We start from the raw sequence: 15,453 nt of genomic DNA on the forward strand, positions 1-15,453 counted from the left end.
GCCGCCCGTTTGGCGAATCAGTTCTGCGGACGCTGTTTGGTGGCGTCCAGCTCGGCTTTTTTCGCGGTGCTGATTTCGGTGATCTTGGCCGACTTCTCGATAGCCATGTTGAAGGTCGCTTCCATCTTCGCGATAGCGTCGTCGGCGCCGCCTGCTTTTACTGGTGGGACATCAGCCATGTTCATCTCCTTGCATCGATAGGGAAGTTATTCAGTTGCGCAACAGCACGCTGAAAGTATGCAAACCGATGAAGACCCAAAACGTCAGACAATGCGCCTTCGAACCGTTGTTGGTTTGCATGGGCCCCATACTACTCACGATCAAAACGCCTTCGCTGTGAAAGCTTGTGAAACGTTTCAGATACGCGCTGTGAAAGGTTTGGCTCAACCTGGCGTTGAAAAAAATTCATCGCCTGAGTGACATGGAACTTTCAGAGAAAAACAAAAACACGCTCAAGACCAATGTTTACGGGCACTCCGCTAATACCCACTGAACAATGCCGAACAATAAGCCTCTTTAGAAACGCGCCACCTAGCGACACCCGGCATTTATTTTCGCGACCCCTTCACATTTTTCGCTAATAGCCTTTTGCCCAACTTCCCAGACATTTTGATTTGTAACAGAAGCGACTTAATCATCGCGTTTGATAACTCGTCCCAAGCAACCCAATTGCTTGGCGAGCAACTTCCCTCCGCGCCTGCTAGTGCAACTGCACTAATAACCAAAGGACTCGCTTTCAGGCCGGCTATATATAAATCTTCCAGGTGATCTATGACCGACATGAATTATTCACCCACAACTCTCCTCAAAGACGACGGTTGCGTTGAGATTCACTTCGGCCCTTACCGACTGCTGCCCAAGCGCCACCAACTGCTCAGGCATGACCAGCCGGTAAACCTTGGCAACCGCGCCCTGACCCTGCTGATCGCCCTTGCCTCGCGGCCCGGCGAATTGCTGCAGAAAACCGAATTGCTCGACATTGCCTGGCCGAAACGGGTGGTCGAGGAATGCAACCTGCGCACACAGATCAAGACTCTGCGCCGCACGCTAGGCGATGACGATGTGCCGTACATCGCCACGGCATCGGGCATGGGCTATCGTTTTGTCGCGCCCACCTGGTTCGAGCGGGCGGCGCACCCGCGGGCGATGAGACCGTCGGGCGGCGGCGGTGAACGTGTGGCCAGCGGCGTGCTTTAGCCCAGGGCGCTCAGGTCCAGGTGACCATCCTTGATCGGCGGGCACCAGTAGTAGCCACCGGTCAAGGGGATGCTGATGCGGTACAGGCCATCGACAATCCCGTCCTCCAGACCGCTCATGCGGCGCAGTTGCGCTTCGAACGCATCGAAGGAATGGCCGAACGCCAGGAACATCAGGCCCGCCTGGCCATTCTCGGCCCAGGGCATGGAGCGACGCACCACGAAGGCTTCCGGGGTGAAGCTTTCCTGGGCGGTGCGCTTGGTGTGGGCGGACTCGGGGGCGTCGTCGAGTTCTTCGTTGTCGCCATGGCGGCGGCCGATGATGTGGTCGCGCTCCTGAGCCGGCAGCGCAGCGAAGCCATCGAGGTCGTGCTGCCATTGCTGGATCGCGGCGAAGCTGGCGCCGCTGTCGGTCAGGGCGGCGTCGACCGCCGCGTCGTCGTGGGGGTTTTCGGTACCGTCTTCGTAGTCGGTGAGGTCGAAGCCGGTCTTGTAGCGGAAACCTTCGGTCATCTGCACCAGGCGAAATGCCGGAGCCAGGGCCTTTTCAAATGCACGGCTGCGCAACAGCAGTTCACCGCGATCCACGCCATGCAGCCACACCCACAGCGCCTGCTGTGTGGACGGGTTATGCGCGCCCGGCCCGCTGATGGCCGGAAAACTGCGCAAGCCTTCAACGCGTGCGCCCAGTGCGGCAACCAGCGGCTCGCCAAGACCGACCACTGCCGCCGAATCGGTCAGTTGCACCAGTGCGTCCAACGCAGCGGGTACGGCTGCCAGGGCCTCCACGGCAAAAAACAGATGGCGTGCCTGCAACGGCACCGGTGCGGCAAGAATGCCCGGCTGGTACTGACTCATGTGAACTCCTTCTGAAAAGCCGCGCAGTTTAACCGCCGGGCACAGCCCTGCGTACAAGAAAGCGCGCAAGCCTTGCCATAGAGCCTGTTGTTGGGTGACTCTCTAGTCATGTTTTGCAACTATTCCAGGGGTAGCGCCATGACCACCAGCAACCTGCTCGCCCAGCTGTTTCCTGCCTCCACCGCCGCAGTTCCCGAGCAGTTCCAGCTCGGAGCGCCCATTGAACAGCGTGATTACCTGGTCGACGGCCAGTTGCAGGTATGGAACGGCCCCTTGGCCAAGGTGCAAAGCCCGGTGCAGTTTGGCGACGAGCGCGTGCATATCGGCAGCACGCCGCTGCTGGACGCCGAGACCGCCCTTACCGCCCTGGACGCCGCCGTGCGTGCCTATGACCGCGGCCAGGGCGAATGGCCGACAATGCGCGTGGCCGAGCGCATCCAGCATGTCGAAGCGTTCCTGCGGCGCATGCGTGAACAGCGCGACGCGGTGGTCAAGCTGCTGATGTGGGAGATCGGCAAGAACCTCAAGGATTCGCAGAAAGAATTCGACCGCACCTGCGACTACATCACCGATACCATCAACGCGCTCAAGGAACTGGACCGCCGTTCCAGCCGCTTCGAGCTGGAACAGGACACCCTCGGCCAGATCCGCCGCGTACCGCTGGGCGTGGCCTTGTGCATGGGCCCCTACAATTACCCGCTGAACGAAACCTTCACCACGCTGATCCCGGCGCTGATCATGGGCAACACCGTGGTGTTCAAGCCGGCCAAGCTCGGCGTGCTGCTGATCCGCCCGTTGCTGGAGGCGTTCCGCGACAGCTTCCCGGCCGGGGTGATCAACGTGATCTACGGCAGCGGCCGTGAAACCGTCAGTGCGCTGATGGCCAGCGGCAAGATCGATATCTTTGCGTTTATCGGCACCAACAAGGCCGCCAGCGACCTGAAAAAACTACACCCGAAACCACACCGCCTGCGCGCGGCATTGGGCCTGGATGCGAAAAACCCCGGCATCGTGCTGCCCGAGGTGGACCTGGACAATGCGGTCAGCGAAGCCGTTACCGGTTCGCTGTCGTTCAACGGCCAACGCTGTACCGCGTTGAAAATCCTCTTCGTGCATGAAGATGTCGTCGACAGTTTTATCGAGAAATTCAACCAGAAACTGGCCACGCTCAAGCCCGGCATGCCGTGGGAAGACAGCGTGGCGCTGACGCCATTGCCCGAAGTGGGCAAGGTGGCTTACCTCACCAGCCTGGTAGCCGATGCCGCGCAACATGGCGCCAAGGTGGTGAATGAGCATGGCGGTGAAAGTCGCGGTTCGTTCTTCTACCCGGCGGTGCTGTACCCGGTGAACCCGCAGATGCGCGTGTACCACGAAGAGCAGTTCGGCCCGGTGGTGCCGATCGTGCCTTACCGCGACCTGGAGACCGTGATCGAGTACGTGCTCGACTCCGATTTCGGTCAGCAACTGAGCCTCTTCGGCACCAACGCCGTGGAAGTCGGGCGCCTGGTGGACGCCTTCGCCAATCAGGTCGGCCGTATCAACATCAACGCCCAGTGCCAGCGCGGCCCGGACACCTTCCCGTTCAACGGGCGCAAGAACTCGGCCGAGGGTACGCTGTCGGTACATGACGCCTTGCGCGTGTTCTCGATCCGCACTTTGGTGGCGACCAAGTTCCAGGAGAGCAACAAGGCGCTGGTCAGCGACATATTGCGTAACCGCGATTCAAGCTTCCTGACTACCGACTACATCTTCTGAAAACGCTACAGACCCAAATGTGGGAGGGGGCTTGCCCCCTCCCACATTTGGACCGCGTACCCCCTGAATTTCGAGGCCACTTTACTACCGATGAACCTGCCCTTCTTCGCCCGGCGCCTGTTGCGCCCACTGCTCGACCCGTACCGCCGCTACCGCCATGCCAAGCTGATTCACGCCGTGCGCGTGTCCATCGGCTTGCTGGCGACAATCCTGCTGACCACCGGTATCAACCTGCCCCACGGTGAGTGGGCGTCGGTGACCATGCTGATCGTGATCGGTGGTTTGCAGCACCACGGCAATATCGGCAAGAAAGCCGTGGAGCGTGCCTATGGCACCTTGATCGGCGCCAGCGTCGGCTTGGTGGTGGTGGTGCAGCAGGCCTACTTCGGCCTGCCCTTCTTGACCTACCTGTTGATGTCGGCGGTGTGCGGGTTCTTTTCCTATCACGCCATCGGCAAGGGCGGCTACATCGCCCTGTTGTCAGCGATCACCGTGTTTATCGTCGCCGGCCACGGGGACAACCCGATCTCCGATGGGCTATGGCGCACCGTCGATATCTTGATCGGCATTGTGCTGGCCTTGGCGTTTTCGTTCGCCCTGCCGCTGTACGCCGTGTATTCGTGGCGCTACAACCTGGCCAGTGCGCTGCGCGATTGTGCGGCGATCTACAGCCGGATCATCAATGGCCAGTCGGTCACCGATGATGAGCACGTCAAGCTGCTCAACCGCTTGAATGCGTCGATGGTGCAACTGCGTTCGCTGATGCCGTCGGTGTCGAAGGAAGTGCGGATTTCCATGACCGAGCTGGACGCGATCCAGCGGCATCTGCGTATGTGCATCAGTACCCTGGAGATTCTTGGCAATACCCGGCCCGATCCACGGGATGAACAGGCGATGGCGCGGATGCAGGTGATGTTGAGGACCGAACATCGGCAGATCCGGGTGCAGTTGGTGGGGATGGCGCGGGCGTTGAAGTCGGGGGTGACGGAGCGGTTGCAGCGGCCCAGCCCTATCACAGGCACCGAGCCAGCACTGGATACGCCGGTCTACAGCGCGCTGGATGGCTATCGGTTGTTGACGGTACAACTGGCGGCAAACGTGGATGCGATGCGCCAACGCCTGGCCAAAACTGCCGGACGCTGGAAGATCTAGAGAGGTGGCCTGTTGCCGCATTTACCAGCGTCAACACTTTCACACTTTCTCTTACATATTTTTCACGTTTTATTCACATCCCGAAACGTAGGGTGAAGCCTCATCCGTTACAAACGTTGCATATCAAGCCCGCCGCCCCAGCGGGCTTTTTTTTGTATCGGATTTGACCTAGCGTGAAGCCTTGGCAGCGGGAGCTGCCGCTTGTTCGCGAATGGCCCGCTGGGTGTCCAGCACTTTGGCCAATGCAGTTTCCGCTTCCGGGCTCTGCTGCGGCACGCGAATCGCCGCCGACACCAGGGTGATCAGCTTGGCCATCACCTCGGCATCCGTCGCCGGGCGGCCCAGGCTCATGGAGTTCATCAGCAGGCGCAGCTCGGTGCCGGCCATCACCCCGGAAATCGCCTTGAGGGCAAATTGCAGGCGCACCCCCAGTTCATTGCGCGGCAGGTCCGGCAAGGCCAGGGCGAAGGCTTCGAAGAAACGCTGGAACACCGGCTGGTAATGCACCTTGAGGTATTCCTGGATAAACGGCGACGTATCGCTGTAGACCCGGCCCAGGAAACGGATGAACGAACGCCCTTCCCCATTGGCACTGGCCGGGTCGCTGCGCTCCAGGCCCATGGCCGGGGCAAACAGCACGCCGAGCAAGGTGTCGCAGTCCAGCGGGCCGTCGGACTCGGCCTCACACCGCGCCAGCAGTTCCAGGCGCTGCTCGTTGAGCGGTTCCAGGCGCTGCTTGAGCAGGGTTTGCATCAGGGAATCCTTGTCCCCGAAGTGGTAGTTCACCGCCGCCAGGTTGACCTGGGCACGCTCGGTAATCTGCCGTAACAAAACCGCGTCATATCCGTACTTGATGAAGAGAGCCTCTGTCGCATCCAGCAATCGAGTCTTGGTAATGTTTGGAGCGCTGACTTTCTTCGCGACCATAGAAGTTCCACGTGGGAAATATTGTTTTAAAAAATAATTTGATTTTTTATACCGGGGCCGCCGCCTGAAAGCAAGTAGTGACACTGCGCCATATGATCAAAAGCCTGCGCCCACGGGCTCTTTGAGACTGGTCGGATGAATTTTGAGCGGCCTGGAGGCCCCTGGAGGAAATCGTTTCAAAGGATGAAACCGCTCTATATCCATGGCTGGCGAAGCAGCGGGAACACGGTTAGTATTCAAACAATATTTTAAAAACAAGAAATAAAACCAGTCCGTGACGCATGCCAGGCAGCTCCCGAACTTGTAACAATGCTTTTCCGGGGCAGCACGGCATCGTCGAGACTGCAGGCGTAGTCATGATGACAGATACCCCCACGCACCCAGGCTTGATCTCCCTGCAAGGCATCGGCAAAAGCTATCAGCTGGCCGGGCAACACCTGGCCATTCTCAATGATGTGTGCCTGTCCATCGCCAGTGGCGACAGCTGCGGCATCCTTGGCGCCTCCGGTTCGGGCAAAAGTACCCTGCTGAATATCCTCGGCCTGCTGGACCTGCCCAATTGCGGCCAGTACCACTTCGCCGGCCACGATATTTTCAACGCCACACCGGACCAGTTGGCGGCTATCCGCAACCAGCAGATCGGCTTCGTGTTCCAGAGTTTCAACCTGCTGCCGCGCCTCAGCGCCCTGGACAACGTCGCCCTGCCCTTGAGTTATCGCGGCGTGTCGCGGCATGAGTCGGTGGAACAGGCCTTGCTCATGCTGGATCAGGTCGGCTTGGTCGACCGCGCCCACCATCGCCCCGCCGACCTCTCCGGCGGCCAGCGCCAACGGGTCGCCATCGCACGGGCGCTGGTGGGCAAGCCTTCGGTGATCCTCGCCGACGAACCCACCGGCAACCTCGACAGCACCACTGCACAGGAGATCATGGACCTGCTGCTGGCGTTGAACCGCGAACAGCAAGTCACGCTGATCATCGTCACCCACGACCCGCATATCGCCGAGCGCCTGGAGCGCAAGATCCTGGTGCGCAATGGTTTGGTGCAAGAGGCCGGGAGCCTATGAGCCTGCGGGTCGAACAAAGCCTCAGCCAACTGCTGCATGAAGCGTTCGTCAGCCTGCGCACGCTGGGCAAGCGTTCGGTCCTGGCCTTGCTGGGCATCGTCATCGGCAGTTCGTCGGTGGTGGCGCTGATCAATATCGGCCACAACGCCGCCACCGACGCGGCGATGATCTTCAAGGACATGGGCACCGACACCCTGATCGCCCAGTTCCCGCCCAAGGACGGCAGCAGTATCCCCATGCCTGCCCGCCTCGACCTGGACGCGGTGCGCCAAACCGTGCCGGGGATTGCCCATATCGGCGCCCTCACGCTGTTCAGCGGGCCGATCGTGTTCCACGGTCGCACCACCAACGCCAACTTCGTCGGCAGCACGCCGGACATCAAGGACGCGATGCGCCTGGTGATGCAGCAGGGGCGCTTCCTGTCGAGCTTCGATGCCAATGAAACCTACGGCGTGATCGGCGACCAGTTGGCCCAGGCGCTCGGTGCGCCAGGTGACCCGCTGCAACTGGGCGACCGCGTGCGCATCAACGACTACCTGTTCCTGATCATCGGCATCCTGCGCAACCAGCCCCGGGCGATGCTGATGCCGGTGCAGGCCAACGAGTCGCTGTTCATCCCCGCCGAAGGCATGCGCCGCATCTATGCCACACCGCAGATCGGCAACGTGATCATCCGCGCCACGCCCGGCCAGGACATGGAACGCCTTGCCAAGGACGTGGCTGGCGCCCTGAGCTCGCAGCTCTCCGACCACGATGCAGACATCCAGGTGCCCCAGCAAATGATCGACGGCCTGACCCGGCAAAGCCGCACCTTTGCGTATCTGCTGCTGGCCCTGGGGGCGATTTCCCTGGTGGGCGGTGGCGTCGGGGTAATGAACGTGATGCTGATGAACGTCTCGGAGCGCCGTCGCGAGATCGGCATTCGCATGGCCCTCGGCGCACGCCAGCGCGACATCCGCAACCTGTTCCTGCTCGAAGCCGTGACCCTCACCGCCGTCGGTGCCCTGTGTGGCGCCGTGCTGGGCATGACGGCGGCCTGGCTGTACGCCTGGCTGTCGGGCTGGGAATTTGCCCTGGCGGTCGCCGCCCTGCCGCTGGGGGTGGGCAGCACGTTGCTGGTGGGGTTGTTCTTCGGCATCTACCCGGCGGTCTCGGCCTCGCGGTTGCAGCCAGTGGAGGCCCTGCGCGATGAGTAAATGGCTATGGCTGCTCGCATTCGCCAGCCTGCCCGGCATGGCCGCCGACGTGGTCATCAGACCATCGGCACCCAGCACCACCCGCAGCGGCTACGAGCGCAGCGTTTCGTTGAATGCCCAGACCACCGCCATGACCCTCGGGGATGCGGTGTACCTGGGCCTGCGCAACAACCCGGCGATCCGCAGCGCGTACCTGCAACGGGTGGCACAGAAGTTCGACCTGCGCGTGGCCGAAGATGTGTTCAACCCCAAGCTCACCCTCAACAGTTACTACCGCAGCACCCGGGGCTCCGCCGACAATACGCGCAATGCCAACGTGGCGCCCGCCACCAGCCTGCTCGGCGAGTACGGCACGCGCCTGAGCATGGCCTGGACCCAGCAACTGAGCAACGCCGACCGCGCCGGTCGCTACCGCAGCGACGGCCTTGACCTGGCAATCATCCAACCGCTGCTGCGCGGTGCCGGCTGGGACGCCACCACCGCGCCGCTGCGCCTGTCGCGCCTGTCGGAACAGGCCAACCGCCTGAACCTCAAGGCCACCGTCGCGCAAACCATCAGCCAGATCATTGCCACCTACCGCGAACTGCTGCGTGCCCAGGAACAACTGAGCATCGTGCAGGATGCGCTCAAGCGTTCCGGCACCTTGCTGGAAGTGAACAAGGCGCTGATCAGTGCCGGGCGCATGGCCGAATTCGAAATCGTGCAGACCGAAGCCGATATCGCCACCCAGCAACTGGGCGTGGAAGAAGCACAAAACCAACTGGACACCAGCCGCCTGGCGCTGCTGCGCCTGCTGGCCCTGGACCTGTCCACGCCGATTCGCGCCACCGAAGCCCTGGAGGCCAGGCCCATGCAGATCGATAAGCGCCAGGCCTTCAACCTGGCGCAGACCCAGCAACCCGAATACCTCGCCGCCCTGCTCGGCAGCCAGCAGGCCGACCTCAACCTGGTGATCGCCAAGGACTCGGGCCGCTGGCAAGTGGACCTGGTGGCCGGCGCCAACCAGGTGCGCGCCAACACCGACAACGATACCGGCCGTTCCAACAACCGTACCTGGGACAGCTACGCCGGGGTGCAAGTGCAGATTCCCATCGGGGATATCAGCACGCGCCAGGCCGAAGTGCGCGCGCGAGTGAATGTGGAGGACCAGGCCATCCGCATCACCGATGCACGCCAGGAACTGGAACGCAGCGTCAACGATGTGGTGCGTGACCTCGGCACCCGCTGGCGCCAGTATGAAATCTCCCAGCGCGCCGTGGAATTGTCGCGGCGCAAGATCGAGATCGAGCGGGAAAAACTCAGCGCCGGACGCTCCACCAACTTCCAGGTACTGAGTTTCGAGACCGACCTGCGCAACGCCGAAAACGCGCAACTGAATGCGCTGATCGCTTATTTGAACGCCCAGACCCAGCTCGACCTGACCCTGGGCATGACGCTGGAAAGTTGGGAAATCGCCCTCAATGACTACTAATCAGAAACGCCTGCTGGGTGCTGTGTTGATCGTCCTGCTGGGCAGTGCGGGCCTGGCCTTGCGAAGCCCGGCGTCCGATCCGGGCGGTGCCAGCGAACAGTGGCTCGCCGTCAAACCCGAAGCGCTGGAGCACCGGATCGGCCTGGTAGGCAAGATCGAGCCTGATACCACCATCACCCTCACCGCGCCCTTCGATGGCAACGTGCAAGCCAACCTGGTGGAGCAAGGTCAGCGGGTCGAGGCCGGCCAAGTGCTGTTGCGCATGGACCCGGCCACCCTGGAGGTGCAATTGCGCGAAGCGCTTTCCGCCCAGCTCAAGGCTCGGCGCACCGTGCAAGAGATGCAGGACTGGGACAGCAGCCCCGCCGTCAGCCGCGCCCGCCGCAGCCTGCGCACCGCCGAAATGACCGCCGGCAACACCCAGCGCAAACTCACCGAAAGCGAAAACCTGTTCAAGCGCGGCATCATCCCGCGCAATGAACTGGATGACCTCAGGCAACAGACCCAGCAGCAGCAACTGGATCTCGCGTCCGCCCGCAGCGAACTGCAGCAGGCCATCGACCAGGGCAAGGGCGAGTACCGCCAGATCGCCGACATGGAGCTGACCAACGCCACGGTGAAATACGACGCCCTGCACAAGCTGCTCGACGGCCAGGAGGTCAAGGCGCCGTTCTCCGGCATCGTGGTGCCGCCACCGGGCAACACCTCATCCCAGGGCGGCGGCAACAACAATGCCCCGGTGCAGGCCGGCAGCAAGGTCAGCCAGGGCCAGGTGCTGTTTGGACTGGCGAACATTGAACGACTGAAAATCACCGCCAAGGTTTCGGAGCTGGACATCAACCAGTTGCATCAGGGCCAGGCGGTGGAAGTGCTGGGCGACGGGTTTGATGGCGAGCGGTTGACCGGCTCGGTAAGCGTGGTCAGCGGCTTGGCAATTGCCAACGACAGCCAGGGCAGCGCGCAGTTTCCGGTGACCCTGTCGATCCCCAGACTCACGCCGCAGCAGTTGCAACGGGTGCGCCTGGGGATGAGTGCGCGGCTGACCATCGTGACCTACAACAATGCCCAGGCGATGGTGATTCCCAGCCAGGCAATCCAGGCGGACAACACGGTGGAGTATCGGGAGACGATGGATAAGCCGGTGGAGCGGGTGAAGGTGACCACGGGGCAATCAACCGCGCAGGGCGTCGAAGTCTTCGGCCTGAAACCCGGCCTTGTGAAGACCTCAAGATAAATGGAAAACCCTATGTGGGAGGGGCATCAGCTTTGCGGCCAGTGCCTTGGCTTGCAGCGCTACATCAGTCACCGCCGTGCTTTCCCACCACATCCCACGCAACGGCGGGCCCATGGCGAACAAGCGCTGGCTGACCTGCCCCTGGGCGTCCACCACTGCCCCCGACGCATCCGCCGCAATCCCCAACGCCAGCGGCCCTGGCTGGATCAGCCCACGCTTGAGCAACTGCCGGGGCAGCGGCCGCGCCACGCGGCGCCAGTCGTATTCGATACCGCTGGAGTTGATCAGCGCTGCGCCCGAGACCTGGGTGATGCCTTGCTCGCCGCGATAACGCAAGCGAATCGTCACCCCTTCACCCGAAGGTTCCAACCCCTTGAACGACGCCGCCCGGATCCGCAACCGCCCCTCTTCGTGCAAGCGCGCCACCAACTGCGCGCTCAACGGCGGCGAGCGGTGGTGATGGCTCTCCCACCAGGGCCGTACATGCCTCACGAACTGGCGCTTCTCGCGCTCGCTGGCCTGGCTCCACAGGCGCGCGATATGCACGCGCACGGTGTCCAGCGGCGCCTGCCAGTCGATGCCCTGCTCCCGTGCAAGCGCGCATTGCCGGCGCACCTCGCGCAGCAACTGCCGAGGGCTGCGCAGGCGGTGGTCCTCCCCAAGGAAATCCCCCCAGGCCGGCGGTTGCCGCCGCACATGGGGCAGCAGGCCGTGACGCGAGAATACCTCGATCGGCCCGCGATGCCCGGCCTGTTCCAGGGACACCACGGCGTCGACCATGGTCAGCCCGGAACCGATGATCAGCACCGGCGCCTGCGGGTCGATCCGGCGCATCGCGCTCACGTCCCACGGGTCCACCGCCGCCGCGTTCAGCCCGCTGGATTCAGTCTGCGGTGTACGCGCCGCCGGGAACATGCCGGTAGCCAGTACCGCAAACGCGCCACGCAGTTGCTGGCCGTTATCGAGGGTCAGCAGGGTTGAGCCTTCATCCACTTGCAGGTCGACTACCTCGCTGCGCACATGCTCCACGCTGGATGCGGACTGCGCCTTCGCCTCGGCCAAACGTTGCTGGGCATACAAGCCGAATATCCCGCGTGGCGGGAACAGTTCGCTGATCGGCACGTGTTGCTGGTCGGACTCAGGCCAGCCGCCGGCACCGATGTAGTCGGTGAGCCATTGGGTCAGGTCGTCAGGGTTGTCCGGGTCGACACTCATGCGCGCCGCGTTGCCGTTCAGGGTGTGGCCCAGTTCGACGGCGCTGTAGGCCTCGCCCCGGCCCAGCTCGGCACGCGGTTCGATCACCAGCACCCGGCGCGCGCCCGGCAGGCACAGCAGTTGCACGGCCAGCATCGTGCCGCTCAGGCCGCCGCCGATGATCAGGACATCAGCGTTGCGGATGGATTCAGTCATGCGAAGTCGCCCTTACTGTTTGCCCAGGTAAATGTCATGCAAGTCGCCCCGCGCCAACAGCTCAGCGGCGCTGCCACTCAAGGCCACGCGCCCAGTATCCAATACGTAGCCGTGGGACGCATAGTTCAGCGCGACGTTGATGTTCTGCTCGGCGATCAGGAAGCTCACCTGCTGCTCACGGTTGAGCTGCGCGATGATCTCGAAAATCTCCTGCACGATCATAGGCGCCAGACCCATGGACGGCTCGTCGAGCAGTACCAAAGTAGGACGGGTCATCAACGCTCGGCCGATGGCGACCATCTGCTGCTCGCCGCCGGAGGTGAGGCCGGCGCGGGTATGGCGCTTGGTCTTGAGCCGTGGGAACCAGGCGTAGAGGCGTTCCAGGTCGTGCTCCAGGTCCCGGCGACTCAGGCGTCGCACAAAGCCGCCGCTGCGCAGGTTGTCTTCCACGCTCAGTTGGCCGAACACATGGCGGCCTTCCAACACGTGCACCATGCCCTGGCGCACGCGCTGGCTGGGGTCGATGCCGGCCAGGTCGGCGCCGGCGTACTCGATCACACCGCGGCTGACCTCGGCCCGCTCGGCACGTACCAGCCCGGAGATGGCCTTGAGCGTGGTGCTCTTGCCGGCGCCATTGGCACCGAGCAAGGCCACAATGGCGCCCTTGGGCACGCTCAGCGACACTCCGGCCACCGCGAGGATCGCGCCGTCGTAGATCACTTCGATATCGTTGACCGTCAGCAGCGACGACTGCGCGGCATCGGTGGCGGGCTGGCGCATGATTTATTCGTCCCCGGTACAGGTGCGTGGCGTCAGGCCTTTTTCCTTGGCGAACGCTGCCGACTTTTCATCGATCAACGGCCGCAACAACCCACGGTCGGCGGCGATCCACTCACTGATCAGCGTCCAGTTGGCGCCGTCCCACTGCTGCACCCGCGCCGAGCCGCCGCCTTCGTGATCGCGGCACGACAGCTTGAGGTTCTGCATCAGGCCCAGGTAGCCCATGTCCTTCAAGCGCGCATCGTCGATGTTCAGGTGTTCCAGGCCCCAGCGGCCTTCTTCGCCATTGAGCGGGCGCTTGCCGAATTTGGCCTGGCCGGTGCGGATTGCCTCCACCGCCACGGCGGCGTTCACCAGGCCGGAGTTGTAGTAGACGCTGCCGAAGTTCTTCAGGTCCTTGAGGTCACTGTGGCCCTTGTCGAGGATGTATTGCTTGAGGCGTTTGTGGATCTCGAAATCAGCCCCGGCCGGGTATGGCGTAAGGGCCAGGTAGCCTTTGGCGGCGGCGCCTGCGGGCAATACGTCTTCACTGGAACTGGCCCAGATGTCGCCGATGATATGGTCCACCGGGAAGCCGAAGCGCGCGGCGGTCTTCACCGCAACCGGTGTGGACACGCCCCAGGTGCGCAGGAACACCCAGTCCGGGTTGGCCTGGCGCCATTGCGCGGACTGCTCGTTGCCGGGGTCGGCGACCGGGATCTGGATGTTTTCGAAGCCGTATTTTTCCGCCAGCAACTTGAGCGGGCCGAGGGTTTCGCGACCGTAGGCCGAGTCGTGGTAGACCGTGGCGATCTTCTTGCCCTTGAGCTTGTCGAAACCGCCTTCACGCTCGGCGATGTAGTTCACCAGCGTCGACGCCTCGCTGTAGAAGGTCAGCATCACCGGGAAGTTATACGGGAATACCGTGCCGTCGGTGGCTTCGGTGCGGCCGTAGCCGAGGGTGATCAGCGGGATCTTGTCCACCTCGGCCCGCTCGCTCAGCGCATACGCCGCCGGCGCGCCATTGGGCTGGTACACCGCGACCGGCGCGCCATCCAGGCCATGCTTGAAGCGCTCGTAGCACTCGATGCCCTTCTCTGCCGTCCACTCGGTCTCGCATTCCTGCCACACCAGCTTGACGCCGTTGATGCCGCCTTCGACCTCGTTGATGTAACGCAGGTAATCAATCATCCCGGCCCACACCTGCACGCCGCTGGACGCATAGGCGCCCACACGATAGGTCGCCAGGGGAATGAATTGCTGGTCCGGCGAGGCCATTGCCTGGGGGACTGCACCGGCCAAGGTCGCCAGCGTAAACGCGGCGCCGATCAAGGAACGTTTCAAGGATGCACGCATAGGGATTCTCTTAAGGGAATGTCAGAAACGCAGCGGCCACTGCCGCACGCGGTCACGCAGGTTGTGCAACAGGCGAATCAAGCCCTCGGGTTCCTTGATCAGGAACACGATGATCAACACGCCAAAGATGATTTTCTGCAGGTTCTGCAACTGCCCCGCATCCACCGAGCCGCCGAACAACGCCTGCCCGGCATGGCTGAGGAAGATCGGCAGCAAACTGATGAACGCCGCCCCGACAAAGTTGCCGGCGATGCTGCCCATGCCGCCGATAATGATGATGAACAGGATCTGGAAGGAGCGATTGATATCAAAGCTACTGGCGCTGGCGGTGCCCAGGTAGGCGAAGGCCCACAGCGCACCGGCTATGCCCAGATAGAACGAACTGACCGCGAACGCCAGGCGCTTGTAGCGCACCACCGGAATGCCGACCACGGCGGCGGCGGTGTCCATGTCGCGGATCGCCATCCAGTTGCGGCCGACCTGGCTGCGCACCAGGTTGATCGCGGTCCAGGTCAGCAGCAGTACCGTGACCAGGGTCAGCAGGTAGCGGCCCAGCGGTGTGTTGAGGTCATGGCCGAACAGCGCCAGCCTGGGCGCGGAAATGGTCCCGGACGAGCCGTAGTTGTAGAACCAGGGAAACTTGACGAACAGCCACTCCAGGAAAAACTGCGCGGCCAGGGTGGTGACCATCAGGTAGAAGCCCTTGATCCGCGAGCTGGGCAGGCCGAACAGCAGGCCGACCAACGCACTGATGACCCCGCCGCCGAGCAGCGCCACCGGCAACCCCAGCTCCGGTAGGCGCAGCAGAAAACCGTAGGTGGCAAACGCACCGACGGCCATGAAGCCGGCCGCGCCCACCGAGGTCTGCCCGGTATAGCCGGTGAGCAGGTTCAGGCCCAGCCCGGCTAATGACAGCACCAGGAACGGGATCAGGATCGCGTTCAGCCAATAGTCATTGCCCCACAGCGGCACCCCGATAAAGGCCAGCGCCAGCAGGCCGATCAAGGCCCAGGGCATGCGCCGCTGAATCAGCAGCAACGGCGCGGTGTGTTGTGCAAGAGGGATCGACATGCTT

Annotated in this window: 14 protein-coding genes; 7 read left to right on the top strand and 7 right to left on the bottom strand. The window is 62.7% G+C overall.

Annotated elements, in window-relative coordinates; all coding sequences use genetic code 11:
• Positions 1 to 17: 17 nt before the first annotated feature.
• On the bottom strand, positions 18 to 179 hold the full coding sequence (locus tag BMX59_RS30495; protein ID WP_016969018.1) for a hypothetical protein: 162 nt from the start codon (positions 177 to 179) through the stop codon (positions 18 to 20).
• A gap of 592 nt (positions 180 to 771) precedes the next feature.
• Here BMX59_RS30495 and BMX59_RS17545 point away from each other — a divergent pair.
• Positions 772 to 1,197 carry a winged helix-turn-helix domain-containing protein gene (locus BMX59_RS17545; RefSeq protein WP_093123938.1) on the top strand — a complete coding sequence of 142 codons (426 nt, stop codon included), beginning with the start codon at positions 772 to 774 and terminating at the stop codon, positions 1,195 to 1,197.
• On the opposite strand, the gene BMX59_RS17550 is transcribed toward BMX59_RS17545, so the two are convergent.
• Entirely contained in the window at positions 1,194 to 2,054 is an 861-nt protein-coding gene (locus BMX59_RS17550; RefSeq protein ID WP_093123941.1) for a Dyp-type peroxidase, read from the bottom strand. The two genes, BMX59_RS17545 and BMX59_RS17550, sit on opposite strands and share 4 nt — an antisense overlap.
• Before the next feature lie 138 nt (positions 2,055 to 2,192).
• Between BMX59_RS17550 and BMX59_RS17555 the strand changes: the two genes are divergently transcribed.
• Both BMX59_RS17555 and BMX59_RS17560 read left to right on the top strand, forming a co-directional pair.
• Positions 2,193 to 3,809, top strand: a complete 1,617-nt coding sequence (locus BMX59_RS17555) for an NADP-dependent glyceraldehyde-3-phosphate dehydrogenase (protein WP_093123944.1) — start codon at positions 2,193 to 2,195, stop codon at positions 3,807 to 3,809.
• Between the two features lie 90 nt (positions 3,810 to 3,899).
• Complete coding sequence (locus BMX59_RS17560) at positions 3,900 to 4,961, top strand: FUSC family protein (protein ID WP_092244949.1); 1,062 nt, start codon at positions 3,900 to 3,902, stop codon at positions 4,959 to 4,961.
• A gap of 168 nt (positions 4,962 to 5,129) precedes the next feature.
• Here the strand turns inward: BMX59_RS17560 and BMX59_RS17565 are convergent, their stop codons facing one another.
• Complete coding sequence (locus tag BMX59_RS17565; protein WP_092244948.1) at positions 5,130 to 5,888, bottom strand: TetR/AcrR family transcriptional regulator; 759 nt, start codon at positions 5,886 to 5,888, stop codon at positions 5,130 to 5,132.
• Positions 5,889 to 6,244: 356 nt separating this feature from the next.
• Here BMX59_RS17565 and BMX59_RS17570 point away from each other — a divergent pair, with 356 nt between their 5' ends.
• The 4 genes from BMX59_RS17570 to BMX59_RS17585 are packed head-to-tail and all read left to right on the top strand — an operon-like array spanning position 6,245 to position 10,853.
• On the top strand, positions 6,245 to 6,952 hold the full coding sequence (locus BMX59_RS17570; RefSeq protein ID WP_093123948.1) for an ABC transporter ATP-binding protein: 708 nt from the start codon (positions 6,245 to 6,247) through the stop codon (positions 6,950 to 6,952).
• Complete coding sequence (locus BMX59_RS17575) at positions 6,949 to 8,148, top strand: ABC transporter permease (protein WP_093123951.1); 1,200 nt, start codon at positions 6,949 to 6,951, stop codon at positions 8,146 to 8,148. The genes BMX59_RS17570 and BMX59_RS17575 overlap by 4 nt, the downstream gene beginning before the upstream one ends.
• Positions 8,141 to 9,619 carry a TolC family protein gene (locus tag BMX59_RS17580; RefSeq protein ID WP_071491948.1) on the top strand — a complete coding sequence of 493 codons (1,479 nt, stop codon included), beginning with the start codon at positions 8,141 to 8,143 and terminating at the stop codon, positions 9,617 to 9,619. The genes BMX59_RS17575 and BMX59_RS17580 overlap by 8 nt, the downstream gene beginning before the upstream one ends.
• On the top strand, positions 9,609 to 10,853 hold the full coding sequence (locus BMX59_RS17585) for an efflux RND transporter periplasmic adaptor subunit (protein ID WP_093123954.1): 1,245 nt from the start codon (positions 9,609 to 9,611) through the stop codon (positions 10,851 to 10,853). Before BMX59_RS17580 ends, BMX59_RS17585 begins: the two co-directional genes overlap by 11 nt.
• On the opposite strand, the gene BMX59_RS17590 is transcribed toward BMX59_RS17585, so the two are convergent.
• From BMX59_RS17590 to BMX59_RS17605, 4 genes are read right to left on the bottom strand one after another with little or no spacing between them, the layout of a single operon-like run.
• Complete coding sequence (locus tag BMX59_RS17590; RefSeq protein WP_093123957.1) at positions 10,845 to 12,263, bottom strand: FAD/NAD(P)-binding protein; 1,419 nt, start codon at positions 12,261 to 12,263, stop codon at positions 10,845 to 10,847. The two genes, BMX59_RS17585 and BMX59_RS17590, sit on opposite strands and share 9 nt — an antisense overlap.
• 12 nt (positions 12,264 to 12,275) lie before the next feature.
• Positions 12,276 to 13,043, bottom strand: coding sequence for an ABC transporter ATP-binding protein (locus tag BMX59_RS17595; protein WP_093123960.1), 768 nt, complete (start codon positions 13,041 to 13,043; stop codon positions 12,276 to 12,278).
• 3 nt (positions 13,044 to 13,046) lie between these two features.
• Positions 13,047 to 14,378: an ABC transporter substrate-binding protein gene (locus BMX59_RS17600; protein ID WP_093123963.1), complete on the bottom strand. Its 1,332-nt coding sequence runs from the start codon at positions 14,376 to 14,378 to the stop codon at positions 13,047 to 13,049.
• 21 nt (positions 14,379 to 14,399) lie between these two features.
• Positions 14,400 to 15,449, bottom strand: a complete 1,050-nt coding sequence (locus tag BMX59_RS17605; protein WP_071491953.1) for a branched-chain amino acid ABC transporter permease — start codon at positions 15,447 to 15,449, stop codon at positions 14,400 to 14,402.
• Between the last annotated feature and the right edge of the window lie 4 nt (positions 15,450 to 15,453).

The sequence above is a fragment of the Pseudomonas sp. NFR09 genome, assembly GCF_900111535.1.
Classification (GTDB): Bacteria; Pseudomonadota; Gammaproteobacteria; order Pseudomonadales; family Pseudomonadaceae; genus Aquipseudomonas; species Aquipseudomonas extremorientalis.

Bases quoted from the DNA above. Each gene is read 5' to 3' on its own strand.
- BMX59_RS30495 (WP_016969018.1), bottom strand. From the start codon at position 179: ATGGCTGATGTCCCACCAGTAAAAGCAGGCGGCGCCGACGACGCTATC.
- BMX59_RS17545 (WP_093123938.1), top strand. From the start codon at position 772: ATGACCGACATGAATTATTCACCCACAACTCTCCTCAAAGACGACGGT.
- BMX59_RS17550 (WP_093123941.1), bottom strand. From the start codon at position 2,054: ATGAGTCAGTACCAGCCGGGCATTCTTGCCGCACCGGTGCCGTTGCAG.
- BMX59_RS17555 (WP_093123944.1), top strand. From the start codon at position 2,193: ATGACCACCAGCAACCTGCTCGCCCAGCTGTTTCCTGCCTCCACCGCC.
- BMX59_RS17560 (WP_092244949.1), top strand. From the start codon at position 3,900: ATGAACCTGCCCTTCTTCGCCCGGCGCCTGTTGCGCCCACTGCTCGAC.
- BMX59_RS17565 (WP_092244948.1), bottom strand. From the start codon at position 5,888: ATGGTCGCGAAGAAAGTCAGCGCTCCAAACATTACCAAGACTCGATTG.
- BMX59_RS17570 (WP_093123948.1), top strand. From the start codon at position 6,245: ATGATGACAGATACCCCCACGCACCCAGGCTTGATCTCCCTGCAAGGC.
- BMX59_RS17575 (WP_093123951.1), top strand. From the start codon at position 6,949: ATGAGCCTGCGGGTCGAACAAAGCCTCAGCCAACTGCTGCATGAAGCG.
- BMX59_RS17580 (WP_071491948.1), top strand. From the start codon at position 8,141: ATGAGTAAATGGCTATGGCTGCTCGCATTCGCCAGCCTGCCCGGCATG.
- BMX59_RS17585 (WP_093123954.1), top strand. From the start codon at position 9,609: ATGACTACTAATCAGAAACGCCTGCTGGGTGCTGTGTTGATCGTCCTG.
- BMX59_RS17590 (WP_093123957.1), bottom strand. From the start codon at position 12,263: ATGACTGAATCCATCCGCAACGCTGATGTCCTGATCATCGGCGGCGGC.
- BMX59_RS17595 (WP_093123960.1), bottom strand. From the start codon at position 13,043: ATGCGCCAGCCCGCCACCGATGCCGCGCAGTCGTCGCTGCTGACGGTC.
- BMX59_RS17600 (WP_093123963.1), bottom strand. From the start codon at position 14,378: ATGCGTGCATCCTTGAAACGTTCCTTGATCGGCGCCGCGTTTACGCTG.
- BMX59_RS17605 (WP_071491953.1), bottom strand. From the start codon at position 15,449: ATGTCGATCCCTCTTGCACAACACACCGCGCCGTTGCTGCTGATTCAG.